This window comes from Micromonospora sp. NPDC049679 (assembly GCF_040659735.1).
Classification (GTDB): domain Bacteria; phylum Actinomycetota; class Actinomycetes; order Mycobacteriales; family Micromonosporaceae; genus Micromonospora_I.
Genome location: NZ_JBFANZ010000023.1, coordinates 1 through 24,920, shown reverse-complemented (window position 1 = coordinate 24,920; position 24,920 = coordinate 1). Strand labels below are relative to the sequence as shown.

The following is a 24,920-nucleotide window of genomic DNA, read 5'->3' as shown; positions in this document are numbered from 1 at the left end:
GTATGGCAACAACGCCAGAGCTGGCAAATCTCTACGCTGTCATTGCGCCCAATGCAGCCGCAATTCAGCACGAGCAGTATCGTCCGACCAGCAGGCTCTTTGGTCCAGCATGGCACTTCTGGTGCTTACTCGGAGCCGTCTGCTCCTTCGAGGGTGAGGAGGGGTAGCGGCCTACGATGGCTGCCAGCCCGCATCGATCGCATCCTGTAGCCGCTTGCTGAACACGGCATGCGCCCGCCGATACTCGTTCTCCCGATCCGCTTTATAGAACGGCGCTCTATACCCCTCTGGCACCGGATTCCGCTCGGGATCTTCGAGGTGCACCATCAATTGCACAAAGTGTTCTTTGGTTTGCCCGCTACCATATGCGTTGTGATTGCTAGCAATCTTGCGACCATCAGCATCGAACCACATCGCAGCCTCATAGTCCAGCATGATCGGATAACGCGCCTGAGCAACCGCGATCAGTTCTTCAACACCAACATTGAGCCATGCCGCGACCAGGGCGTCTATCTCCACCAACGCCGCTCGTCGCTCACGTTCCGTTCGTAACGGCACCGCCGGACCCCAAGATGATTTCACCACCTCCAATGGTCGCATTCCAGGCCATCGAGCAGCCCAGACATCCCAGAGCCATGAGTTATCGAACAGTTCGGCCCAGAGGTCAGCATACGCAGCGGTGAGGCAATTGAGGCGAAGAGTGCGCAATGCAAGGGCAGACGCAAGCGGATGGTCTTCGCTGGGTGCCGGCATCATCTTGGCCTCGCCATCCTGAAGGTTGGTTCTGCCAGTCAGCCGCAACAAATAATCTAGCGGCAGGGCAGCCCAAAACCCGGCAGACAATACAGTCTGCAGGTTGGTCGCCAACGCCAACGCGTAGACCCCATGGATGTGAGCGGGCCCTGGCGGCAGAATAGCGGCAAATAACGATCGCTCCGTATCGAAGGCTATCATTTTGCGCCACGCAAGGCGGTAGTACTCGGTGCAGCGCCTACCCGCCCACCTATCCTGCGCCGCACGAGTCCTTGCCTCAATGCCGCCCAAAGCGTAGGTAGTGCGCGGAATCGCGTCAACGGGCAGGCTAACCAGGTCCCACGAGATCCAGTCCCTTGCATTGCGCTGAGATTCCTTCGGCTGCTTCGCAAAAGAGGAGGCGATACCGATATGACTACCCTGCAGGATTACTTGCTCCAGCGCTTTGGCGTGCCCAAGTTGGTAACGAATGAGCCCATCCCTCTTTGCATTCGCCTCATCGTAACCACGAGTGATATTCGGTCCATACGCACCAAGGCGACTGCGATACCTAGCCACAGCCTCGATCGCACGTTCCTCATGCGCAGTGACAGGGTAGAGCAGCGAAGCTTCGTCGACCTTCTCGTCGACTTCACCCCGCAAACGCTGCCAAAGAGCAAGCTTTTCCTCATCGACAGAAACGAATCGCGACGTGTGCGGACGCAAGTCCCAGGCCCCATTGTGCTTTTGACCCGGCGGCGGGCCGGAACCGTCATGACCGAATGACGACATCAAGGTTGACGGATCGAACAGCCAGGACACATGCGAGAAGGAGATTTCTTTGCGCGCCCCATAGATGTGGATGCCGAACTCCGTATTGACATGGATCTCGGGAAATATGGCACGCCGATTGTGAAAGTGCGCATGAAAGCGCAAGTGCCGATAGGTTGCCGCGCGCAGCCGCCGTTCCTTATACCCTCCAAAGTGGGTGTCAGGGTGAATCATGCCCCCAGTGCCGCTACCCCCGATGTGAGCCCAGACTTGGCTCATGAACGCGCGGTAAAGGTCGGGCTGAGTTCCCGCAAGGAGCGGGTAGGTGGCCGACTCAGACAGGTAGGCAACGAGGCCGCTGTGCACGGCCGATTCGGCAAGGTACTCGATGCGCGCGTGCTCAGATACAAGCAAGGAGGCTTTACGGGCGTTCCATCCCTCAACGGACGGCTTCTCGGTCAAGCGGAACCAAGGCTGCCGCTCGGCCAGGACACCACCTTCATCCCAGCGGGGCCGCACCCACGGAGGGTTGCCAACTTGAAGGTCGAAGCCGCCCTTGGCGAAGGCCTGGGCGAAGGTGAGTTCCCAGTGGAAGAAGGACTGCTGCTCGGCGATCCGGTGGGCGGCGAGGAGCCAGGGGAACCGGTCGGTGAGGGTCCAGGGCGAGTCGACGCCGATGACGCCGTCGAGCTTCTGCTCGAACTCGCTCATCTCGCTCAGGCTCGTGAGCTTCCGGCCGTAGAACCTCTCTGTGTTCTCGTCCGCGTCGCTCCGTCCGATGAGCGCTTCGGCGAAAGCGAGCCAGTCGTCCAGGCTGGACAGCGGCACCTGCTGGCGAAGCTGTTCTGCCACGGTCATCCGCCGGGTGCCGGTCGCCTTGGTCGGCAGTTTCATCTGCTGCGGCTGGACGTTCCCGAAGATGTCCGGCGTCTCGTAGAACACCGGTTCCTCGTACGCCGGCACGTCCTTCACGTGCGACACCTGAACGGGCGCGGCCGGGTATTCGGGGTCGGAGCCGTCGAGGAGGCCGACCTTGTCCAGCGGCCAGAACCACAGCGCGCACCACACGTCCATCAGCGTCTTGAGCCGCCAGTACGGCGTGCCGGGCGCGGTCAGGTCGGCGAGGATCTTCTCCCGAGCCACCGCCCCGGTCACCGGCGGCAGGTCCTCGGCGCCCCAGACCTTGATGTCGCGGCGGATCTCCCGCTCGGAGATGTCGAGGCGCTGCTGCACCAGGCCCCACAGGAACTCCACCCGGCGGGCCAGCGCCTGCAACCGCTTGACCTGCGAGTTCTTCCCCTTGGGCGACGGGACACGCTTCATCGCCGTACGCCAGGCCTTGAGCTTGGCGGTCTCCTCCGGTGCCAGCTCGCGGGCCTCTCGCTCCCCCGCGACGGCGCCCCATCCGTCGGCGGGGAGCAGAAAGTGGTGAATGGCGCCCTCGTCGATCGGCCCGTCCCGGAACGGCTTCTCGGCCGGCGCGGTGGTCAGCCACGACTTGTCGGCGAGCTGCTTCGGGTCGTAGAGCTTGCGTCCACAGCCGATGAGCGAGTTGCCGCGTTGCAGATGCAGGCCGAACCAGGGGGCCTGGAGGCCGGCGTGCATGACGTTGAGCCAGAGCGACACCTCTGCCAGCTCGACGGCGGTGCGGTTAAGGTCGACGCCGTAGCAGTTGTGCAGGGCGATGTAGGCCTTCACCCGCTGAAGTTCGAGGTGGTAGTCCTCGGGATCGAGGGTGGTGTCGAGTTCCTTCTGGCGGCGGCGCAGGTATTCGGCGGCGACCTGGTTGATCGCCTCGTTGAGGAACGCGCCGGAGCCGAGCGCCGGTTCGCAGATCGTCCAGTCCAGCAGTTCCCGCGCCTTCGTCTCCGTGCCGTCCTGGTCGAGGCGGTACTTGAGGGCGAGCTGGACGGTGACCTCGGTCAGCGACTGCGGGGTGTAGTAGGAGGCGCTGGTTTGCCGGTCCCGGCCGGCGAGCCGGTAGACGAACTGGCCGGGCCGGTAGCTGACCCGGCTGCGGACGCCGGTGTACGGGTCCTCCTTGTAGACGAAGACGCCGTCGTCGTACTCGTCGACCTTCGAGGCCGGGATCATCCACGAGCCGTCCTTGGGATCGCCGTTCTTGGCGACCTCGTAGAGCTGCTCGGTGGCGACGAACCCGGTGTAGGACATCAGGCCCTCGTACACCGCGCCGAGCTGGTTGATGCCGAGCTGGGCGTACGAGATGAAGCCGCCGCGGCGCTTCTTGCCGCCCTTGGTGAGCATCAGCCGGCGCAGCACCTCGTAGAGGACGTTGTTGCGCAGCCGAGTGTCGATCTTCGGGCCGTCGGGGTCGTCCGGGTCGCTGCCGGGCTCGGCGATGAGCCGTCCGATGAGCTTGGTCTTCTCCGGCAGGAACAGGTCCGAGCGCATCGGCTCGAAGCGCAGGCCTTCGCCTTCGCTGGCCTTGTCGTCGACCTCGGCACCGCCGCGCGGGCGGTGGCCCTCGTTGACCATGCGGAACAGCAGGTCTAGCGACTCGTACAGGTGGGTGCCGCCCTCAGCGGAGGGGGCGAGGCGGCGGGAGACGAGGTCGCCGATGCGGGCGAGGCTGTAACCCTCGACGTACTGGGGGTCGTTGACCGGAAGCACGCCCAGCTCGGGGCGGGCCTCGGCGTAGAGCAGGAACAGAATCCGGTACAGGTAGCGCAGGGCCTCCCGGCCGAGTTCCTTGGCGAGTTCGTCGAGGTCCATCACCTGCTGCGGCTGGTAGCCGGCCTGGCGGATCCGGTCGAGGACCTCGTTGGCGATGAGCTCGACGGAGACCTTCAGGCCCTCGCGGAGTTCGCTGGAGACGCCGACGGCGTGCTGGCGGGAGCCGGCGACCAGGTCGGCGAGGGGTTCGGTGCCGCCCTCGGCGGGCGGGCGCAGCGAGTCGGCGCCGAAGAGCGCGGCGACAACGTCGTACTCCCTGTCGTCGTTGCGGGCGTAGGCGGTGTCGAGGCTGACGGCCAGGTAGCGGCCCTCGCCCCAGGCGCTGCGGTCGGCGAGGGTGATCACTCCGCCGCTGAGGATGAGCACGTAGCGCGGCGGCTGCTCGGCGGCGAAGAGCCACGAGGCGAGCTTGGCGCCGGTATCGATGGTCTCGTTGCCGGGCAGGGTGACCGGGTCGAGCAGCCGGGCGGCGCCGTCCGGGTCCTGGGCGGCCTCGGTGTCGACGGCCCAGCCGCAGTCGAGCGCGACGATCCCGTGGGCGGTGCCCAGCTCAGCGTGGGCGACGCGGATCTCGTGGTCCTGGCCGGCCCGCGCGACGGTGATGGTCTGCGGCTGCGACTCGAAGCCGAGCGCCTTCAGCAGTTCCTGGTGCAGCTTGCGCACCCGCTCCGGATCGAAGAATTCGTCGTCGGCCAGCTCCGACTTGGCGTCGAAGTAGGGCCGGCGCAGGCCGCGCAGCCCGGTGCGTGGTGTCTGCTCGCCTAACTTCTCCGTCTCCGACCACTGCTTGAGCAGGCCGCCCTTGAGGGTGGTGGGCAGGATCTCGGCGAGGTAGTGCGCGGAGAGGTACTCGCCGCGGTTGGTCAGCGACTCGAAACTCATGCGGCACTCTCCGGGGACGGTACGAGGACGGCGAGCACCCGAAGCAGCGGGTCGCCGGCGGTTTCCAAGCGGTCGAGTAGGTCGTGCTGCTCCTGGACGGTCGCGTCTACGCGCTGGCGACGCTTCTCGCGGTGCGCGCCTGGCAGCTCGTCGAAGAGGCTGGCCTGCTGGAAGTGGGTCAGCTGCGCCCGGTACTTCCGCAGCGGCTCGGCGTTAGCCTCGGCCCACTCCTCGCGCTTGCCCTCCAGGTGCTGTTGGGCGGCCTCGACGGCCTGCGGCAGGAGTTGCGTGAGCGGTTCGAGCGCCACCGCGTCGGCGCGGTTGACCATGGTCGGGCCGACGTTGGCCTCGCGGAGCACCTCGTCCATCGGCCGGATCTCCGGCGCTGTGGGCAGGCCGGAGACGGCCATCCACTGGACCACGGTGGGTTGGCCGAGGCGATTGGCGTAGACGCCCTGGATCAGGAACACCGGGTCGGTCACGTCGGCGGTGAGAACCGGGGCCTGCTGGCGGCCGAGGCGGATCAGTACCTTGTCGACCAGCCAATCGACCATCGGGTGCACATCGCTGAGGAAGGCGATCTCCGGCCACATCGGGGTCTTACTCTGCCGAGCCTGGTCGAGCTTCCGCTGGGCGAGCTTCCGATCGAAGGTGACCTTGAGCCGAAGATCCTCACCCTCGCGGTGCACGCGCAGGTAGGAGCGGGGCAGGTCGGTGAGCCGGTGCACCAGGTCGTCGGGGGCGAGGAAGGTCAGCAGCTCGTCCTCGCGGCGCAGGTCGATGTGGTCCTCGGGCCGGTCGTCGTAGATCTCGTGCAGGGCAGCGTCGACGAAATCCTGGGTGGAGTCGAAGAGCTTCGGCACCCGCGCCTGTGCGACGTCCGCGGCGACGGGGGCGGTGCCGACCTCTCCGAAGAGGTCGGCCATCACGTCGATCTCGGCGTGGGCGGCCTCGTAGGACTCCTCGACGGACCTGCCGGCGAGCAGGTCGCGCACGAGGCGGTCCTCCTCAGCCTTGGCGTCGTACAGGCCGGTGGCGGCCTCGACGCTGCCGAGGCTGCGGTGGGCGTTCTCCTCCCGCTTGAGCAGCTTCTCGGCGACCGTACGGTCGTCCTTGGCGTCTTCGCGGTCCGAGGTGAGGACCAGCGCGCGGAACTGCGGCTGGTGCTTCTGCCCGTAACGGTCGACGCGGCCGTTGCGCTGCTCGATGCGGATCAGGCTCCACGGGATGTCGTAGTGGATCAGGTGGTGACACTGCTGGTGCAGGTTGACGCCCTCGGAGGCGACGTCACCCGTGAAGAGCAACCGCACCTCGCTGCCGGCCAGCTCGAACTCCTGCAGGATCCGCTGCTCGTCCTGGTCGGCGACACCGCCGTGCAGCACCCGGACGGCGTTCGGCTTGAGGCCGAGCATGCCGGGAACGACCTCGGCGAGCCACTTGATCGTCGGCACCCGCTCGGAGAAGACCACCGCCCGGGTGTCGCTGCCCTTGCCGACGCCGATCTTCTTCAGCTCTTCAACGAGCTTCTGGAGCTTGCTGGAGTCCCGGTCGGTCATCGCGGAGGTCAGCTCCGCGAGCCGGTCCAGCGCGACGCTCTCAGTCCCGGTGGCCTTCTTGCGCCGGTTGGTCACCGTCTCGTGCAGCGCGCGGTGGGAGGAGAGGAAGGACTTCAACAGCGTGTACGGGAAGAGTCGGTGCTGGCCGGTAACCGCGTCGTCGCTCCACTTGCCCGCCAGCCAGACGTCGGTCAGCTCGTCGAAGACCTGCTCCTCAAGCGGGCTGGCCGCGCAGTGCACCGCCTGGGACGGGCCGCGGTCGGCCCAGCGGTCGCCCATCTGGTCGCGTACCTCCGGGCTGATCTTGGTGCGGCGCAGGTAGAGATGGGCGATGTCCTTGGCGTCGTACTCCTTCTCGTTGGCGATCGCCGCCGGGTCGAGCAGGGAGATCAGCTGGGCGAAGGACTCCCTGTTGCCGTTGTGGGGGGTGGCGCTGGCCAGCAGCAGCGCGTCGCTCTTCGCGGCGAGCCGGCGGGCCAGTTCGTTGCGCTGGGTGCCCTTGTTGATGAGGTTGTGCGACTCGTCGATGACGACGACGTCCCAGGTGGTGGCGTCGAGGTGATGGCCGAACTGGCCGGCATCCTTGAGCGTGTCGACGGAGATGATGGCGCGCTTGAAGTAGGTGAACGGGTTCCGCCCTGCGGGGATCTCCTGCTGAATGCGCTGGATGCCGGTCGAGTCCAGCCGCACGAGGGGGATCGCGAATCGGGTCCAGAGTTCCCGCTGGAACTGCTCCAGCACCTGCTGCGGCGAGACCACCAGGATGCGGTCACCCCGGCCACGGCGGATCAGCTCGGCGAGGATCAGCCCGATCTCCAGGGTCTTGCCCAGACCGACCACGTCGGCGAGCAGGATCCGCGGACGCAGGCCCGACAGCGCCAGCTCGACCGGGCGCTGCTGGTAGGTCAGCGGGTCGAGCAGGAACCGGTCGGCCAGGGCCAGACCCCGCTCGGTGCGCGGCAGTGGCGTACGCCGAAGCACGGCCTCCAGGAAGAGTCGGCTCTGCCGGAAGCGCGATGAGGTGTCCCGGACCAGGACGGTTTCCTCGGGTCGCATCGCCTGGATCTCGTCCAGCGCGGTGAAGAAGGTGGCCTCGACGTCCTGCACGAACTCGGAGACGCCGACGGCCTTGACCATGGTGCCGTCCGCGGTTCCGGTCTTGACGCTGCGCACCAGCCATTCCTCGTCCCGCACGACGATGCGGGAGCCCGGGGCGAAGGTCGCGGCCTGGGGGGTGGTCATTCGTGGCCTTCCTACAGGGTCGGGCGGCGGGCGTACTGGCGGCGCATCTTGTCGACCAGCCATTTCACGTCAACGCGCGGATTGGCGGGCCGCTCGGGGTCGACCTTCGTGGGCGTCGCCTCCGGCACCGGGGCGGTGTCCTCCTCCACGACCGGGGTGTCCTCCGGGTCCTGTTGCGGATCATCCAGGTCCGGCGGCACCAGCAGCTCGGTGTCACCGTCGTACGTGAGGTCGGCAACCTCCTGCCGCAGGTCGACGACACTCTTGCCGCTGGTGGCGGTGGCGACTGCCAGCAGGCGGGCGCGGACATCCTCGAGCCCGGGGCGGGCGCTCGGGTCGAAGGCGAGCATCGCCCCGAGCAACTGCACCAGCTCGGCCGGCACGCCGGAAAGATCGGGAAGGTCGCCCGGTTCGCTGATCCGCAGCAGCAGGTTCCAGGAGTTGGTCGGCGGATAGAGTCCGCGGCCGGTGAGCGCGAAAACCAGCGTCGCGGCGAGGCCGTAGATGTCCACCGCCGGGGAAAGTTCCCGTTCGCCCCGAACCTGTTCGGGTGACATGTAGGCCGGCGTGCCGACCAGGGCGCCAGGCTCGGTGAGGTAGTCATCCCGCTCGACAAGGACCGCCAGGCCGAAGTCGATGACCTTCGGGCCGTCGGGCCCAAGGATGATGTTTTGCGGCTTCAGGTCGCGGTGCAGCAGCTTGACCTGGTGCACCTTTGCCAGGCCGTCGGCGAGCATCGCGCCGACCATCGCGGCCAAAGGCAGCGGCAGCGACCCGCGCGCATCGACATACTGACGCAGCGTGGCGCCGGGGACGTACTCGACGGCCAGCCATGCCGGGTCGCCGTAGGCGTCGGCGTCCTCGAGGCACGCGACCCGGGAACCGTAGACGAGCTTCAGGCTCTCCACCTCTTTGGCGAAGCGCTCCCGCACCGTGGGCGCCTTGATGAGGTGCTGCCTGATCACCTTGATGGCGACCCGGTCAGCGGTTGGGGAGACGCCGAAATAGACGTCACCCATGCCGCCGGACCCCAACGGCTTCACCAGTTGGTAGTCGCCGACCTTGTCCAGGTCCATCGCCACCTAGCGCCCTCCACCCGCGTACCCGACACTCGTGTTGACCGCGTCGCCGCGACCCGGGTTCTTACATAGCTGTGGCAGCAGTATCACTGAGATCCGTAGTCGAGTCGTCACCCGGTCGGTGCGCGCGGCGCACTGAACCGTCAGCGCCTGGCGGTGGCCCTTCGATTCATACTCAGCTAGCCTGTTTGGTATGAGTCGCCGTGTGACCATCTCCGTGCCCGATGACGTGGCCGAGCAGCTCGCCGCGCTCCCCGCACGCCAGGTCTCGTCGTACGTGACGGAGGCGCTGCGGCGGCGCCGGGCGTCGGACGACATGCGTGCGGCGCTGACAGCCGCCGGCCACCGCGAGTATCCGTATGACCCGCCCGGGGCGGCGCGGCGGCTCGCTGAGCGGCGAATCAGCCCGGAGGTCCGCGAGGCCGCCATCGTACGGCTGGCCGAGTCGACGGGTCGATCCGTTGACGAGGTGCGGGCGGAGCTGGATCGCCGCGCCGGGCAGCGGTGAGCGCGCCGTACTGGGTGCTCGACAGCGGCGCACTGATGGCCTACGCGCACGGGGTCGAGGCCGTCGGGGAGATCCTCGTTGAGGTCGCCGACGCCGAAGCGACCGTGGCCGTTCCGCTCGTGTGCCTCGTCGAGGCGTACAGCCTGCTGGACCACGACGAACACGACCTGCTGCGCATGCTCCGCCGGAATCCGGCGGTCCGCACGGTCGTTCCCGCGCTTGATCTCGACCGGGCCGATGACTGCCCGCTCATCGGGAGCATGGCCCGGCACACCGGCCGCCTCGGTGCCGGTCACGCCGCGTACGTGGCGCTGACCAACACGGCCGGGGTGGTCACCTCTCGGCCCGACCAGATCCGCGCCGTCCTGGGCGACGGCTGGGAGATCGTCGAGGTGTAGCCCAGTCACCGTGTCTCCCCGCGGGAATCGTCCGGTCGGAGCGCGCCGCGCGCCAAACCGTCAGCGGTCATCCGCACCAGTTCCGCTCCGAGCTCCGCCGCGTGCCGCAGCGCGCCGTCGAACGCGTCCAACCGCCGGAACGCCTCGCCCTGCCGGCGCTGCTCGTCCAACGGCAGCCGCGGCACCTGCGCCCGCCGCACGTCCAGCCGCAAACTCCCGGACAGGCTGCTCGCCTGCCTCTCGTTCGCCGACGTACGCAGCTGTCCGGCGAGAAACCACGGATCCAGCGCCGCCGGGTTGGCGCGCAGCAGATACACGTGACGCCCGAGCAGGGCTCCCGCCGTCGTCACCACGCGGGCGGTGAGCTGCCGCGCGACGATCGGCACCACGACATCTCCGGCTTGCACGACCACCTCGGGGCTGAGTTGCCCCTCAGCCTTCCCGGACGCCTCCCGGCCGAGCACCACGTCCTGCCCGGTCAGCACCGGACGGTCGTCGCCGGCCTCGCCGTCCCCTGAGCCGGCGCGCAGCGGGCCGAACACCTGTAGCGCCCCCAGCTTCGCCAGCTCGGCGATCGACACGGTCATCGGCGGTGGCGCGGTCGCCCCGTCCACGACGTCCGGCATCAGCCGCGGCAACTCCGTCACGATGGCCGCCAGCCGTTCCCGCGTACGCGTCAGGTTCTCCCCCGTCTCCTCCGCGCCGGCCACCGGATGGCGGCGGGCCGGGGTGAGGTCGACCTCTTCGTCCAGCAGCTCGATGACCGGCACTGCCCGCGCGAATCCGGGCTCCTCGACCGGCCGGTCCGGCTCGGCGACAAACTGCCGGTAGATCGCCAGCACCCGCGCGTACACCGCCGCCGGCTCCCCGTCCGTCGCGCTGGTGTCGACGAGCAGCGCGTGCGACGGTGCGGACGCGTCGGAGGCGGGCCGCCGCAACACCCACAGATGCAGGGGTACGGCGTGCGTGCCGACCGCACGGGCCGGGAGCGCGACGACCGCGCGCAGCGCGCCGCGCCGCAGCAGCTCGGCACGGATGCGCCGCCCGGCACGGCGGCTGGCCGCTGCCGGCGGCATCAGGAGTACGGCGGCGCCGCCCGGTCGCAGGTGTGCGAGCGCGTGCTGCACCCAGGCCAGTTCGGGCTCGGTGCGCGGCGGTGTGCCGTACTCCCAGCGCGGGTCGTAGCCGAGCTCCTCCTGCCCCCAGCTGGCGACACCGAACGGCGGCGCGCAGAGCACCGCGTCGACCGTCTGCCCCGCGTATGCGTCGGCGCGCAGCGAGTCGCCGACCTGGACGCCGCCGGCGACGCCACGCAGCGCCAGCCACAGCGCGGCGAGCCGGGCGATGTGCTCGTCGAGCTCCTGCCCGTACGCGGCGGTGCAGCCGGCGCGGGCGGCAGCCCGCAGCAGGCCGCCGGTGCCGCACGCGGGATCGAGCACGGACCCGCCGGCCGCGTCCGCGAGCCCGACCATGAGGTCGGCCAGGTCGTCCGGCGTGGTGTACGTCCGCAGCGCCGGCCACTCGGCGAACCGCCGCCACAGCTCGTCGAAGGTTGTCTGCGCGCCGCGCTCGGCGGCGACCTCGGCGATCGACTCCAGCACCGGCGCGAGCCTCGGGTCCGCGTCGAGGGTCGGCCGGGCGTCGCCGCGCTGCACCGCGAGCAGGAACGCCCCAACCGCGCCCAACGTCTCGTACGGGTTGTCGCCGGCCGCCGCGAGCTGCCGCCACAGACGGTCCTCTGTGGAAACCTCGGGCAGCTTTCCCTGTCCACGGAGCCAGGTCTCGACCTGAACGAGGTCGAACTCGGGGCTCGCCGCCGTGCCGCCCACCGGGGCGGGGAAGTCGGCGTGGCGCTTGCGCCAGTTGCTGACCGCCGCCCGGCCGACGCCGGCCAGACGGGCGATCTCGGCGGCGGTGATCGTCGGAGTCTCTTGCACATCCGCAGTCTACATACGTGTCAAGCGTTTCGCTTGTTGACAGCGTTCACAGACAATGCTCTTATTGACGCCGACATCACAACCTGTGGAGGAACGATGCGTAAGACCACCCTCGCTGCCCTGCTCTTCACCGCCGCCGTGGCGCTGGGCTGCGGCTCCGGCACCAGCGACGACAAGGCCGCGGCCGGTTCGGGCGACGCCGACGGCGGCAAGCCGGCGGCAAAGACCGCCAAGATCGGCGAGGCCGCCCGGGACGGGAAGTTCGAGTTCACGGTCAAGTCGTCCAAGTGCGGCGTAGCCAAGGTCGGCACCTCCGTGATCGGCGACAAGGCCCAGGGCCAGTTCTGCCTGATCACGGTCAACGTGAAGAACATCGGCAAGGAGCCGCAGGCGCTCGTCGACAGCGCCCAGAAGGCGTTCGCGGCCGACGGCACGGAGTACTCGACCGACTCCGAGGCGGCCCTCTACGCGAACAAGGACCAGAACACCTTGTTCAACGAGATCAACCCCGGCAACCAGGTCACCGGCGTGCTGGTCTTCGACATCCCCAAGAACGTCAAGCTCACGAAGCTGGAGCTGCACGACTCGCCCTTCTCCGGCGGCGTCGACGTCGCGCTCAGCTGACCACGGGGCGTGGGGGCGGGTCCGCGAAGCTCGCCCCCGGCCGCTCCCCTCCCGCACAACCGCCATCACGATTCTCGACGCGAGGAGATCGATATGCGCAGTGCGAAGCAGCAGACCAGGACCAGCCCAAGCCACCGCCCTCCGAACCGGTCGGACGTGAAGCGCCCGCTCACCGAAGCGCCGACCCTGTTCGACCTCGACGTACCGGAGCGGCCGCCCGACACCTACCTGACGACCCTGTACCAACTGCAGCGCGTGCCCGCGACAACGCCAGGCCTGCACGGCGCTCTCGACTACCGGTACCTCCGCCAGCACGACTTCCGCATCGAGGAACGCTTGGTGGCAGGTGCGCCAGCGCTTCTCGTGCACGGGGCGGTTCCCCGCGAGCGGGCCGAGTGGTGCGACGTACTCGCGTCGCTCACCGGACAGGACGTCGAACTCGGCTACAGCAGCGGCGGCGGAGCACTGCTTGTCGCGGTTGACGACCGGGTGTACGCGCTGACCTACGGCACCCTCGGCCGGCACATGATCGACGAAAACCTGGTCAATCGGGCGTTCGGGATCAACTTTGCCGTTCGCGCCCTCGCGCCGGACGAGATCAAGCAGGTACGGCGCCGCGTAGTAGGGACCGGGGGGCGGATCGACCGAAACCTGGTACCGGGCGGACAGCACATCCGGTTGTACGGGATCGACAAGTGGGGCGAGATCGTCGGTCAGGTCTGCGGTCGGACCGACAATCCGAACCTCACCGCCTGTCGGGTCACCGGCAAGCCGACTCGGGTGGAGGGCAGCGACTCCCTACGCGTCTACCTGTGCATTGACGCGGAGGGCCTAATCGCCGACCTGCGCGAGATTGACCGGGTGTGCCAGCAGGAATCGCCGCTCGCGGACCTGGAGTTCATCACCCAGATCCGCCCGGTCGCGCCCGGCGACCCGCGGCTCCCCGAGCTGCATGGCCGGCTGGACGACCTGCTCGCGTCTCCCGACCCGGCGGACGTCGGCCTCGCAGTTCCCGGGGACGTGGTGGCGGACATCGAGGAGACGCGGTCGTACCGGTTGCGGGTGCCCAAGTCGCGGCAGCGCTGGTCACGACGGGCGGAGTTGACGATCGACGACATCCTCGCGCAGACCCGCGGAGTGCCGCCGGGCGAACGGTGGACCGCGTTGCGCAACGGGCGGGTCACCATGTGCTCCGATGCCGCGGGTCACGATGAGATCCGCTCGACTTCGGCGGCCCGCTGGATCACCGCCCAGCTGGGACACAATGCGAGCCAGCTGCTGCTGCACGAGGGCAGCTGGTACGAGATCGGCGACCGGCACCGGGAGTTCCTTCGCGATGAGATCGCCCAGATTCTGGCCCAGCCGGCGAGCGTTGTACTCCCGGCATGGCGGCCTGATGAGAACGAGGACCGCTACAACCGTCGGGTCGCGCGTACCGGCGACGGCCTGGTGCTGCTCGACAGGAAGCTGCTGCGGACCGCTCAGCACCACCGCGGCATCGAGGCATGCGACCTGCTCGGACCGAACGACGAGTTGATCCACGTGAAGCGGGCGGAGCGCAGTTCACCGCTCAGCCACCTGTTCGCTCAGGGGGCTGTGTCGGTGGACGCGCTCAGGTACGAGTCGGATGCCCGGGCAGCGCTGGTCACGATGGTCGGCCAACAGGGGTCGACTCGCTCGATCGACCTGGACTTCCGCCCTCGCAAAGTGATCTACGCCATCGCGCTGGGCTCGGGGAAGCCGCTCACCGTCGACTCGCTCTTCACCTTCGCCCAGGTCGCGCTCTACCGGGCGATGAAGTCCCTCCGTAACGAAGGGGTCGAGGTCGAGGTCATCGGCATCCGGTCCGCCTGATCCGTCCACGGCATCACTCCGGCTGTCCTGCCCGTCATCCATCCACCGCTCGCCCCTGGCGGATCGGCACAGCGTGCCGTCCTTGGATCCCCCTGTTTGGAGACGACCATGCCCATCGCCCGTCAACACGCCGACACCTCGCCGCCGGCCCGATGGTCCACCGGCTGGGCTGGTCCCACCCTCCGTCTCGCACGTTCGATCGGTGCCCTTGGGCTCGGTGCGCTGCTCGCGTCCGCCGCGCTGACCGGATGCGGCGGTGCCCCGAATGGTGGTGTCGGTGTGCCTGCGCCCACGGTCAGTGCGTCGGTCTCGGCGAGCCCGTCCCCGACGGCGAGCCCGACCCCGCCGCCCGACCGGGATGGTGACGGCATCAGCGACACCAACGACACCTACCCGGACGACCCGCAGAACATCCCGCAGCAGTCGCCGGTCAACCTGAAATGCGACACCGGCAACGGCTGGGGTGGCTCGCTCCTCACCGTTTACGCGGGCAAGGACGGTCGGCCCGACTTCGCGGAGGTCTGGGCGGCGAAGCCCACCTCCTGCGAGATCGTCGGCAGCTTGAACATCGTTACCACTGTCGAGAAGCAGGCCTACAAAATCTCGAAGTACGACGACGAGGACATCTCGACGCTGTACGAGATCTGCGCCGCGGTCGACTCGGACGACACCTACGTCGAGCCGGATTTTGCGGCGAGCCCTGAGCAGATCGCCGAAAGAAATGCTGCGCTGACCCTCTGCCCCACCCACCCGTACGCGAAGAAATGGCGACAGGCCGTGCAGCGCGGCCAGGTCGACGCGGACCTGGAGGCCCAGGGCCGACTCTTCGGGACCGGCACCTTCCGGGTCGGCAAGGAGATCAAGGCCGGCACCTACGTCACCACGGACGTCAAGGGCTGCTACTGGGAGCGGCAGAACAGCTCTGGGGAAACGATCGACAACTACTTCACCAGCAGCGCCCGCCGGGTGCAGGTCACCATCCGCTCCTCCGACTACGCCTTCAGCTCCGAAGGTTGCGGCGAATGGCGCCCCGCTCGCTGAAGCCGATCTCTCGAGGAACTCTCTGCCCGACCGCAAGGCGTCAGGAAGCGTCGTGCGTCCCGATGAGTTCCACTCCGAGCGTTACGGCGACTGGCTCGCGGTCCGCTGACCCTGCGCTGGCCATGCAAGCCCCGAATCGTGCTCACCGTCCGCCAACGAACTCAGGGAACCACTGTGACCTACACGCCCCCGGGCTACGACCCGACCCGCCCTATGCCGCCGGTGTCCGCAATCCCCGCCAGCGTCGGCCCGTACCCGCCCGCCGTGCACCTCGCACCGCCGCAGATCGTCGTCCAGACTCCGCCCGCGTCCGGCATCTCCACCGCCGCGATGGTGCTCGGAATCCTCGGCGTACTGGGCGGGTGGTGTCTATTCGGCCTGCCGTGCGTCCTGGCCGTCATCTTCGGCCACATTGGGCTGCACGAGACCCGGCACGGCACCAAGTCGGGCCGCGGGATGGCGGTCGCCGGCCTGGTCCTCGGCTATGTGTTCGTCGGCCCGATGATCATGTTCACGAGCATGGTGTTCTTCGGTGGCCTGATCGGCGCGGCCACCCCGACAACGAACCCGACCCCGTGAACGGGACCGCAATCGGCGGGCAAGGCGCCTTCGGGCACGGAAAGTGCGTTCCCCATGCCCACCGAAGAGCCGGACCGGATAATCGAGCAGTCGCGCGAGGACCTGGCTGGGTCGTCACAGGACACTGCGCGCCTATTCCGTGTCGGCCGGCATCAGTGGACCCCACGAGGTCGCCATCCGCCTCAGCGGCGACGCCCGGCCGCCCGCCCCGCTCAGTCGTGCCGCTCGGTCCGCTCGACCTCCGCGAACGCGGCGGTCAGGTAGTCGGCCAGCGGCCGCCCGCTGCCGGTGAGGAGGTCCGCGACGAGCAGCGGCGCGTGCCGGGCCAGCTCACCCCGATCGGGCGGGGCCTCGTCGTCGTCCGGGTCGTAGACGCCCAGCGCACCGGCGAGCAGGACCAGCATCACGTGGGCGTCCACGGTCGGCTGCCACTCGGCCGCGCCGCGCACGGCGCGGGCGAGCACCGCACGGATGTCGTCGCCGTCGAGGCCGTCCGGGTGGGTCTGCTCCAGCAGCAGCCGGACCACGGCGCCGAGGATCAGACCGGACCCGTTGGCGGCGGCGAGTGTCGCGACCGCGGCGTCGTACTCCTCGGGATCACGCCGCTGGGCGGCGGCCACGGCCTCGGACGCAGCCAGCGCGATCTCGCGGGCCGCCGCGGGCAGCTCGCGCCACGTCGCCGTCATCGGCCCAGCATGGCAGACCGGTCAGCAGCGGGACGCCGACGGGGTGCGGCTGCACCCCGTCGCGCGAACATCGGGGACAGCCACCACGCCCGCAGCGGCAGGACCGGCTGTGCGGCTGACCGGCCGGGGCCGCCACCGGTGCGGTGGCGGCCCCTGGCAGACGGCACCCTTCGGGCTCGCCGTAGCGGCGGAAGCGGGGACGGTCGCCGCGGCCGCGAGGGCCGTCAAGGCGGTCAGGGCGATACGGAGGTTGCTGCGATCTCGCGAAAATGACCTCAACATGCACTGATCTACAGTGGCTCGTCGGGGGTGCCGGTCATCGTGGCACCGCTGATCTGGACGCCTCGCAGTCGAAGGCGCCGCGCGGCCGGCGATCACACGGCGGAGAGGCGCAGTGCGCCGTCGCCCGTCGGCGTGCCGCCGAGTTTCGCCCGCACCTGCGCCGCGTTGGCGTGGCCGAGCTGGTCGAGGATCGTCAGCGCCTCGCGCCAGGCCCGGCGCGCCCCGTCGAGATCGCCGGCGAGCTGGTGGACGTCTCCGAGGTGCGTGAGCGTCTCGGCTGCGAGGAACCGCTCCCCCACCTCGCGGAACAGCCGCAGCGCGCGCTCGTAACACGTGATGGCCCGCTTGTGCCGGCCGAGGTGGGCGTACGCGTACCCGACGGTGTCCCATGCGGAGCCCTCGGCGTGCCGGTCGCCGAACTTCCGCAGCAGCGGAAGCGCCCGTTGCGCGCAGGCGAGGCTGCGCCGGTAGTCGCCCATCAGCGCGTGGCACCAGCCGACCCCGTTGAGCGCCTCCGCCTGACCGTTCCCGTGCCCGGCGGCGACGTACAGGGCGAGCGCCTTCTCGGCGTGCCGCAACGCCTCGACGTACGCCCGGCGGTGCTCCAGCACGGTGGCGAGACCGTGGTGTGCGCGGGCATGACCGGGCAGGTCGCCGAGCTCCTCGGCAAGCATGACCGCCCGCCGCAGATGCGTTTCGGCGTCCTCGTGCCGTCCGAGCCTGAAGTACGCCCGGGCGAGGCCGCGGTGCGAGCTGGCCTGGCCGACGAGGTCGCCGGTGCGGCAGACGGCGTCGAGCGCGACGCGGTTCACGACGGCCTGGTCGTGCCAGTGGCCGCGGCGGTTGGAGAAGGAGGTGATGCTCCAGGCCAGCTGCCAGGTGTGGGTGGCGAGAGCGGCGTCGGCCGCTCGCGCGACGGCGTCTGTCAGCGTCACGTGCTCGGTCGCGAACCAGGCCAGCGCGGCACCGGGGTCGGTGATCGGCACGGTGACGACGCCGGGCCGCGGCGGGCACAGGGTGATCGGTTCCCGGTGCGGTTCCAGCAGCCGGGCGGCGCCGTACGCGGTGTGCAGGTAATGATCGAGCACCCGGTGCAGCGCGGCGTGCCGCGCGACGGCGGTGTCGGTCGCGAGGGTGAGTTCGGCCGCGTACGCGCGGAGCAGGTCGTGCAGGGTGTAGCGGCCGACGGCGCAGGCGCCGACGAGGTGCGCGCGGGTGAGTTCGGCCAGGACCGGGACGACCTCGGGCCCGGGCACGCCGACGAGGCTGGCGGCCGCCGGTACGGCGATCTCCGCGCCGGGGTGCAGCCCCAGCAGCCGGAACAGCTGGGCGGCGTGCGGGCTCAGCGACCGGTACGACCAGGAGAAGACGCTCCGGACGTCACAGCTCGCGTCCCCACCGTCGAAGGCGTCGAGGCCGCCGACGGCGTCGCGCAGCTCGCGGGCGAGCCCACTCAACGGCAGCAGCGGCTGGGTGGCGGCGCGCGCGGCCACGACGGCCAGCGCCAGCGGCAGCCGGGCGCAGTGGGTGATCACCTCGTCGAGGGCGCCCGGTTCGGTGACCGCGCACTGCGCGCCGAGCCGGCGGACGAGCAGCTGCCGCGATTCGGTCGCGCTGAGCAGCTGCAGGGCGATCGGGCGGGCCCCCTCGACCGCGACCAGGCCGGTGAGCTGGTCACGGCTGGTCACCACCACCAGGCATCCCGGGGCGCCGGGGAGCAGCGGACGCACCTGCTCTGCGTCGCGGGCGTTGTCCAGGATGACCAGGACGCGTCTGCCGGCGAGGATGCTGCGGTAGAGGCCCACCCGCGCCTCCTGGCCGGCCGGGACCCGGTCGGGCGGCACCGCCAACGCCTCCAGGAATCCCCGCACCGCCTCCGCCGGCGGCAGCGGCGTGCCGCTCGGATCGAACCCCCGCAGGTTGACGTAGAGCTGCCCGTCCGGGAAGCGCTCGGCGACCCGGTGCGCCCAGTGCACGGCGAGCGTGGTCTTGCCGACGCCCGCGGTGCCGGAGAGCGCCACGATCGGCAGCGCGGTGGGGTGCTCCCCCGCCCCGGCCAGGATCGCGTCGAGGAGCGCCAGCTCGCGGTCCCGACCGGCGAAGCCCGGTACGTCCGGCGGCAGCAACGCGGGCGCCTCCGGGCCGGTCGGGACCGCCGGGGGCGTGTGCGCCGGATCCGCCGCATCACCGCGCAGGATCATCGCGTGCAGCTCCCGCAGCTCCGGTCCGGGGTCGGCGCCGAGCTGCTCGATCAGCGACTGCCGCGTCACGGCGTAGTTCTCCAGCGCCTGGGCGGCGTTGCCGCTGGCGTACAACGCCCGCATCAACGCCACGACGAGCGGCTCGGCCAGCGGGTACTCCTCGATCAACTGGGTCAGCGGGCCGACCACCGCTCCCGCGTTTCCCAGCCGCAGCTCCGCCTGCGCCCAGGTCACTGCCGCGTCGAGGCGCAGCTGCCGCCAGCCCTCGCGGCTGCGGTCCGCCCAGTCGCCGCCGATGTCGCCCAGCGGCGTGCCACGCCACAGTGTCAGGGCACGCCGCGACAGCGAGGACCGGTCGGTGTCCGTACGGCGCGGCTCGTGGGCGGCGGCGATCAGCGAACGGAACCGGTGGAGGTCGACGAGGTCGGCGTCGGCGTCGAGCAGGTACCCGCCGGACCGGCGCACGAGACGGCCATCGGACTCGGCCAGGGCCCGGCGGAGCCGGGCGATGTAGACGTACAGGGCGTGCCGGGCGCGCTGCGGCGGGTGCTCACCCCAGATCCGATCGACCAGGTCGTCGACGAGGACCGGCCGGCCGACGTCGACCGCGATCGCGGCCAGCACGGCGCGCTGGCGCGGTGCCCCGATCTCCACCTGCCGCCCCGCCGCCCACGCCTCGACGGGCCCCAGTACCCGGATCTCCATGAACACCCCGTTTCCGGCGCGCCGTCGGGGCCTGGTGCCCGCCACGCCGTTTTTCGGCGGCGCCGCACCGTCGACAACCCGTTCCAGCAACGAAGCTGAAAGTAATGCATGTACATCTGTCAGTCATCAGGGTTCTGCCCCGACGGCCCACGCGGCCGAGCAGCGCGTTAAGGATTCGGCAGGGATTCGGCAGTCGCCGCCGCCGAGACTCGGCGGTGGACACCGGCGGACGTCCCGTCCGGTGCCCGGCGATCCGTCCCCATCGGTGGTCGCCGCCCCCTACCGAAAGGGAACAGCATGCTGAAGAAGGCACTGACCCTGTCCGTGCGCACGCTCGGCCTGGCCGCCGCCGCGGTGGCGATCACGGCGACGGCCGCCGCACCGGCGCACGCCGCCAAGCCGGCGCCGGCCCCGAAGCCGGCCGTCGTCAAGGCCGAGGCCCCGGCCCCCGCCGCGGACGGCGGCGTTTCGACGCTCGCCGCGCCGTCCGGCTGCACCTCCGGAAACCTCTGCTTCTGGGTGTACCCCAACTACGTCGACGGCCCCGGCCGGCTCTCCGGCAGCAACCCCAGCTGGTTCGCGTTCTCCCGCAACAACTGCCCGAACGGCACCTGGGCGGATTGCGCGGAGTCCCTCTACAACAACGGCGTGAACTGCACCGCTCACGTCTACAAGTGGGAGAACTACGGCTACCCGCGCCTGTCGCTCGGCCGGGGCGTGGGCATCACGAACCTCGCGAGCCGCTCGACCGGCGACGGCGACACCTGGGCCAACAACATCCGGTCCAACAACTGGTGCTGACGCCGGCACCGCGATGATCGTGAGGAGACGGGCACGCTGATGCGCATGAAGGAAGTTCTCGTCGGATCGGCGTGCGCGATCGCCCTGGCGCTGCTCGCCGGTTGCTCCGCGGAGCAACCGGCGGGCCCCGCGCCGGCCACCCGCCCGCTCGACCCGACCGCGGCCGATCTCGTCGCCAGGGCCGGCAGTTACTACGCCGACGAGCAGGTGCTGCAGGACGCCGAGGCGACGCTGGTTCACCGGTGCATGACGACCCGCGGATTCCGGCGGCCGCCGCCGGCGCCGGCGGCGCCGGTCAGCCACGACGAGGAGTGGCGTCCGGACCCGGCGCACCGCCGGACCGACGGCTACGGACTGGCGCGCGCCGGCCGGGGCGAGCCCCCGGATCCGTACTTCGTGGCCCTGGCTCCGGCGCACCAGGAGCGCTACCAACGTGAGCTGGTCGGCGACATGGCGCGACGGGCGACGCTCGACCTGCCGAGCGGCCCGCAGCTGTCGTACCCGACCACCGGCTGCCTCGCCGAGAGCCGGGCACAGCTCTACGGCGACGTCATGGAGGCGACCCGGGTGACGTCGGTGACGCAGGACCTGCACAACACGGTGTACCTGGCGGCGCAGGCGGACCCGGAGTACCGGCGCACGCTGGCGCGGTGGGCGGACTGCATGAAGCGGCGGGGGCACCCGTACGGGTCGCCGCAGCAGGCGCGCAACGCGTTGGCGGCCGAGCGGCGTAGCGCCGCACCCACCGCGGCGCAGCGGCACGAGGTCGCCGTCGCGGTGGCCGACGCCGAGTGCGCCGCCGAGGTGGCGCTGCCGGGCACCTTCGAGTCGCTGCTGCGCCGGCACGCCGAGCTGCTGCCCGAGGCGCAACGCGCCGAGCTGAACCGGCTCGCGACCTCCCGCGCGGCCGCGCTACGCCACGCCCGGCAGGTGGCACAGCGATAGGACGACGATCGGGGGACCGCTGGCACGGCCCTCGCCCGGGCGGTACGGAGCTGGCGGCGAGGGCCGTTAGCGTCACTCGCAGCCGACGCCGTCGCCGTCGCGATCGAGGTGGGAGCCGTAGCCCGGATCGCCGCGGCGGATGGGCGCGGCGCCGACCGCCCGGACCGCGGCGCAGTTCCGGTAGTGCACGCTGTCCGCGGGCATCGGGATACTTCATTTGCGGAATTCTGTCGATGGAAACAATGCGCCGACCTCGCCGACGCATCGACGCGCGCCACCTGAACGGACCGCCATTACCGATGATCAGTCATCCGATTGATGGGTGCGGGTGCATGTGTTGTCGTTATAGCGACAACACATGCACCCACACTGTGCCGCACTCACTGCCGCGCATGCGTAATTCAGCCGGCATTGCCGCCATTCACGTTCACCGGGGCCGGCGCGCCCGACCCTCGCCCCCGGCCAGCCCTGGAGGCGAGGGCCCCGTCCCGCCGCACCGCCGTCACGTCGGCACGCAGCCGTTCACCGCCGTGATCAGGGCGGCGAGCCCCCCGAGCAGGGCCGCCAACGCATAGAGCGTCGTGTTTCCGTTCTGCCACCGGCGCGATTCGGCCGGGTCGGGCCTCTCCATTGCGTCACCCCCCTTCAGTCGTTAACCCCTGAGGTGGCAACGGCATGCGGAAGAAGCGATCGCCGCATCCCATGGCTACGGATCTATTTCGTCCCGCAAAGTCCTGTACACATTGTATGTTCGCTTAAAGTGGTTCGATAGATACGCTACGTATAGACCACATTTAGACATACGCCCCAGAGAGCCCGGTCGGGGATTCTTGGGTGATCCACCCTGTCTATACGCCAAAGTCCGCCCGTGCTTCAGGGACAATTGAAGGACGAAAACGGGCAATTCGCGTCGCGGGGCTGCGGACGCGAGACGCGAACGGCGCCCGCCGTTGAAGGCGGGCGCCGCACCCGGTCAGATGCGGAACCGGCCCACCAGGCCGGTGAGCTCCTCGGCCATCCCCGACAGCCGTTCGACCGCCTGCTGGGCCTGCGTCACCTGGTGGGTCGTGGCCGTGGCCGTGGTGGCCACCCCCGTCACGTTCACCGCGATGTCGCTGGATCCGGTGGCCGCCTCGGACACGTTGCGGTTCATCTCGTGCGTGGTCGCGGTCTGCTCCTCCACCGCCGACGCGATCGTCACCTGGAAGTCGTTGATCCGAGCGATCACCGAGGAGATCTCCCCGATCGCGCTCACCGCCGCCGTCGTGTCCGCCTGGATCGCGTTCACCCGCGACGAGATGTCCCCGGTCGCCCGCGCCGTCTCCTGCGCCAGTTCCTTGACCTCCCCGGCCACCACGGCGAAGCCCTTGCCCATCTCCCCCGCGCGCGCCGCCTCGATCGTCGCGTTCAACGCCAGCAGGTTGGTCTGCTCGGCGATCGACGTGATCACCTTGACCACGTTGCCGATCTCGACCGAGGACTTACCAAGACGCGCCACCAGTTCATTCGCCGAACTGGCCACGACTACCGCCTCCGACGCGACGCGCGCCGCCTCTGCCGAATTCTGCGCGATCTCTCGGATGGAGGCGCCCATCTCCTCGGAGCCCGTCGCCACGGTCTGAACGTTGCGGGAGACCTGCTCGGCCGCTGCGGCCACCGCGCTCGCCTGGGCCGAGGACTCGTCGGCGCCCGAAGCGATCGCGGCCGAGGCGCCGGAGAGTTCGCCGGACGCGGCGCGCAGCCCCGAGGCCTGCCCCGCGATCTCACTCAACGCGCCGCGGGTCGCGTCCACGAAGGTGTTCAGCGACTGCGACATGTTCCCGATCTCGTCGGTGGAGTCGACCGCGACGCGCTGGGTCAGGTCGCCACGGGCGGCGGCCTCCATCGCCAGGGCGACGCGGCGGATCCGGGCGACCATCCTCTGGGCCACCAGCAGGCCCAGGGCGAGCGCGGCGACGAGGCCGACGACGAGGGTCCCGCCGATGAGCCAGGTGGCGGTCCCGGCCTGCGCCTGGGCAGCCGCGTCCGCCTGCGTGGTGCGCTTGTTGACCGACGTCACCAGCTCCACGGTCTTGTCGAGGATTTTGAAGTAGATGGCGTAGCCGTCGCCGAGGATCTGTTCGTTGGCCGCCTTCGCGTTGGCCGCGGTTCCTGTCTGGAAAAGCGCGACGGCCTTGTCGTCGGCAGCGAAGAAGTCGGTGAAGAGGCTTTTGATCTCGTCAAAGATGCGCCGCTCCTCCGCGCTCATCGCGGCGGTGTCCACCGTCGGCAGCAGTTCCTCGATCATCTTCTTCTCGTCGAGGTAGCCCTTGCGATTCGGTGCGTCCGGCTTGATGGCGTCACGTGGGGCGGTGGCGGCGGCATCCCACGCGTAGGCGACCTGCCAGCCGCTGATGTTGGCATCGTGGTACTTCATCTCGTGCACCTGCGACATCAACGTCGTGAGCCGCGCAGCCGTCTCCGCCGCCCGCTTCTGTTGCTGGGCGGAGACGATACCGACGGTGCCGACCGCGACCGCGGCGAGCGCTCCAACGGCGACGCCCGACACGATCTTGGCGCGCACGGACACGTTGCGGCCGGGACGACTGCCGGGTGTCGGAGCGGATTCGGGGGACGAGGTGATGCTCACGATGGTCCTTTCGAAATGTGGTGCCCCTCACATCGGCCGCAAATCGGGCGAACCAAGCAAATTAGTCAGCTGACCAGGCGTCACTCTGCCCGGAGACCGGCAACCGAGGCCGCCAGCAACTCCTCCAGCACGTCGAGATCCACGTCGTCGAGGCGCTTGATGTAGAGGCACGACTTGCCGGTGGAGTGCTTGCCGAGCCGGGCCAGGAACTGCTCGTATCCGGTGAAGCCCGCCAGGATGTAGAGGGTCAGCGCCGCCTTGCGCGGGGAGAATCCCACCACCGGCCAGTCCAGCTCGCGGCCGCTGGCGTAGCGCAGGGGCCGCGAGCCGAAGCCGACGATGCTCTCACCCCACATCGCGGGCGGCTCGCCGCAGACGCGGGTCATCAGATCGCAGACGGTCAGTGCGTCGCGACGCCGCGCGTCATCGGGGACCGCGGCGAGAAAATCGTCGACGCTGGCGGTGGTGCGGGAGGTCTTCAACGTGGCCACCGCGGCAGTGTGCCAGCCGGGTACGACGAGACGCTCCACCGTGCGGTGAACGCGCCACATACATATCGTGACGAGGCCGCTACCGAGGGAGGTGATCTACCGGAGCTCGCGGTTGGACGGCTATGGTGCGCTCGTCGCTCACGAGGCGCACCCGACCGTCAAGGAAAGGCCCGTCATGACACCTCCCCCCGGCCCGTCGCGGCGCCAGGTGCTGGCCGTCGCCGCCGCGGCCGAGTTTCTCGACCGCCGTCGCGCAGGCCGAACAGGAGGACCGGGAACGGCC

The 24,920-nt window shown here is 69.6% G+C and carries 18 protein-coding genes; 8 read left to right on the top strand and 10 right to left on the bottom strand.

Annotated features, from left to right (window positions below; translation table 11 throughout):
• Positions 1–171 precede the first annotated feature (171 nt).
• The 3 genes from AB0J06_RS16705 to AB0J06_RS16695 are packed head-to-tail and all read right to left on the bottom strand — an operon-like array spanning position 172 to position 8,953.
• On the bottom strand, positions 172–5,079 hold the full coding sequence (locus AB0J06_RS16705; protein ID WP_357429312.1) for a class I SAM-dependent DNA methyltransferase: 4,908 nt from the start codon (positions 5,077–5,079) through the stop codon (positions 172–174).
• Positions 5,076–7,877: a helicase-related protein gene (locus AB0J06_RS16700; protein WP_357429310.1), complete on the bottom strand. Its 2,802-nt coding sequence runs from the start codon at positions 7,875–7,877 to the stop codon at positions 5,076–5,078. Before AB0J06_RS16700 ends, AB0J06_RS16705 begins: the two co-directional genes overlap by 4 nt.
• 11 nt (positions 7,878–7,888) lie before the next feature.
• Positions 7,889–8,953, bottom strand: a complete 1,065-nt coding sequence (locus AB0J06_RS16695; RefSeq protein ID WP_357429426.1) for a serine/threonine-protein kinase — start codon at positions 8,951–8,953, stop codon at positions 7,889–7,891.
• Positions 8,954–9,149: 196 nt separating this feature from the next.
• On the opposite strand from AB0J06_RS16695, the gene AB0J06_RS16690 reads away from it, so the two are divergent.
• Both AB0J06_RS16690 and AB0J06_RS16685 read left to right on the top strand, forming a co-directional pair.
• Positions 9,150–9,464: a hypothetical protein gene (locus AB0J06_RS16690; protein ID WP_357429308.1), complete on the top strand. Its 315-nt coding sequence runs from the start codon at positions 9,150–9,152 to the stop codon at positions 9,462–9,464.
• The gene (locus AB0J06_RS16685; RefSeq protein ID WP_357429306.1) at positions 9,461–9,862 is read left to right on the top strand and encodes a hypothetical protein; all 402 of its coding nucleotides are present in this window, start codon (positions 9,461–9,463) and stop codon (positions 9,860–9,862) included. Before AB0J06_RS16690 ends, AB0J06_RS16685 begins: the two co-directional genes overlap by 4 nt.
• A gap of 5 nt (positions 9,863–9,867) precedes the next feature.
• Here the strand turns inward: AB0J06_RS16685 and AB0J06_RS16680 are convergent, their stop codons facing one another.
• Positions 9,868–11,799 carry an N-6 DNA methylase gene (locus tag AB0J06_RS16680; RefSeq protein ID WP_357429304.1) on the bottom strand — a complete coding sequence of 644 codons (1,932 nt, stop codon included), beginning with the start codon at positions 11,797–11,799 and terminating at the stop codon, positions 9,868–9,870.
• A gap of 96 nt (positions 11,800–11,895) precedes the next feature.
• Here AB0J06_RS16680 and AB0J06_RS16675 point away from each other — a divergent pair, with 96 nt between their 5' ends.
• The 4 genes from AB0J06_RS16675 to AB0J06_RS16660 all read left to right on the top strand — a co-directional run bounded on the left by AB0J06_RS16675 (position 11,896) and on the right by AB0J06_RS16660 (position 15,897).
• Positions 11,896–12,423 carry a DUF4352 domain-containing protein gene (locus AB0J06_RS16675; RefSeq protein WP_357429302.1) on the top strand — a complete coding sequence of 176 codons (528 nt, stop codon included), beginning with the start codon at positions 11,896–11,898 and terminating at the stop codon, positions 12,421–12,423.
• A gap of 156 nt (positions 12,424–12,579) precedes the next feature.
• Positions 12,580–14,277, top strand: a complete 1,698-nt coding sequence (locus tag AB0J06_RS16670; protein WP_357429300.1) for a DUF6119 family protein — start codon at positions 12,580–12,582, stop codon at positions 14,275–14,277.
• Positions 14,278–14,556: 279 nt separating this feature from the next.
• Positions 14,557–15,318: a hypothetical protein gene (locus AB0J06_RS16665; protein ID WP_357429298.1), complete on the top strand. Its 762-nt coding sequence runs from the start codon at positions 14,557–14,559 to the stop codon at positions 15,316–15,318.
• Positions 15,319–15,540: 222 nt separating this feature from the next.
• Complete coding sequence (locus AB0J06_RS16660; RefSeq protein WP_357429296.1) at positions 15,541–15,897, top strand: DUF4190 domain-containing protein; 357 nt, start codon at positions 15,541–15,543, stop codon at positions 15,895–15,897.
• Between the two features lie 212 nt (positions 15,898–16,109).
• Here AB0J06_RS16660 and AB0J06_RS16655 read toward each other — a convergent pair whose 3' ends face one another.
• Together AB0J06_RS16655 and AB0J06_RS16650 are read right to left on the bottom strand one after the other, a co-directional pair.
• Positions 16,110–16,583, bottom strand: coding sequence for a hypothetical protein (locus tag AB0J06_RS16655; RefSeq protein WP_357429294.1), 474 nt, complete (start codon positions 16,581–16,583; stop codon positions 16,110–16,112).
• A 374-nt stretch (positions 16,584–16,957) separates the two neighbouring features.
• Entirely contained in the window at positions 16,958–19,861 is a 2,904-nt protein-coding gene (locus tag AB0J06_RS16650) for a BTAD domain-containing putative transcriptional regulator (protein ID WP_357429292.1), read from the bottom strand.
• A 207-nt stretch (positions 19,862–20,068) separates the two neighbouring features.
• On the opposite strand from AB0J06_RS16650, the gene AB0J06_RS16645 reads away from it, so the two are divergent.
• The gene (locus tag AB0J06_RS16645; protein ID WP_357429290.1) at positions 20,069–20,572 is read left to right on the top strand and encodes a peptidase inhibitor family I36 protein; all 504 of its coding nucleotides are present in this window, start codon (positions 20,069–20,071) and stop codon (positions 20,570–20,572) included.
• A 45-nt stretch (positions 20,573–20,617) separates the two neighbouring features.
• Positions 20,618–21,517, top strand: coding sequence for a hypothetical protein (locus AB0J06_RS16640; protein WP_357429287.1), 900 nt, complete (start codon positions 20,618–20,620; stop codon positions 21,515–21,517).
• Positions 21,518–21,589: 72 nt separating this feature from the next.
• On the opposite strand, the gene AB0J06_RS16635 is transcribed toward AB0J06_RS16640, so the two are convergent.
• From AB0J06_RS16635 to AB0J06_RS16620, 4 genes are all read right to left on the bottom strand, one after another.
• Positions 21,590–21,721 (bottom strand): excalibur calcium-binding domain-containing protein, encoded by a 132-nt coding sequence (locus AB0J06_RS16635; RefSeq protein WP_357429285.1) that lies wholly within the window; start codon positions 21,719–21,721, stop codon positions 21,590–21,592.
• A gap of 298 nt (positions 21,722–22,019) precedes the next feature.
• Positions 22,020–22,148: a hypothetical protein gene (locus AB0J06_RS16630; RefSeq protein ID WP_357429283.1), complete on the bottom strand. Its 129-nt coding sequence runs from the start codon at positions 22,146–22,148 to the stop codon at positions 22,020–22,022.
• Positions 22,149–22,490: 342 nt separating this feature from the next.
• On the bottom strand, positions 22,491–24,146 hold the full coding sequence (locus tag AB0J06_RS16625) for a methyl-accepting chemotaxis protein (RefSeq protein WP_357429281.1): 1,656 nt from the start codon (positions 24,144–24,146) through the stop codon (positions 22,491–22,493).
• An 80-nt stretch (positions 24,147–24,226) separates the two neighbouring features.
• Positions 24,227–24,637 carry a DUF1801 domain-containing protein gene (locus AB0J06_RS16620; protein ID WP_357429279.1) on the bottom strand — a complete coding sequence of 137 codons (411 nt, stop codon included), beginning with the start codon at positions 24,635–24,637 and terminating at the stop codon, positions 24,227–24,229.
• Positions 24,638–24,920: the final 283 nt, after the last annotated feature.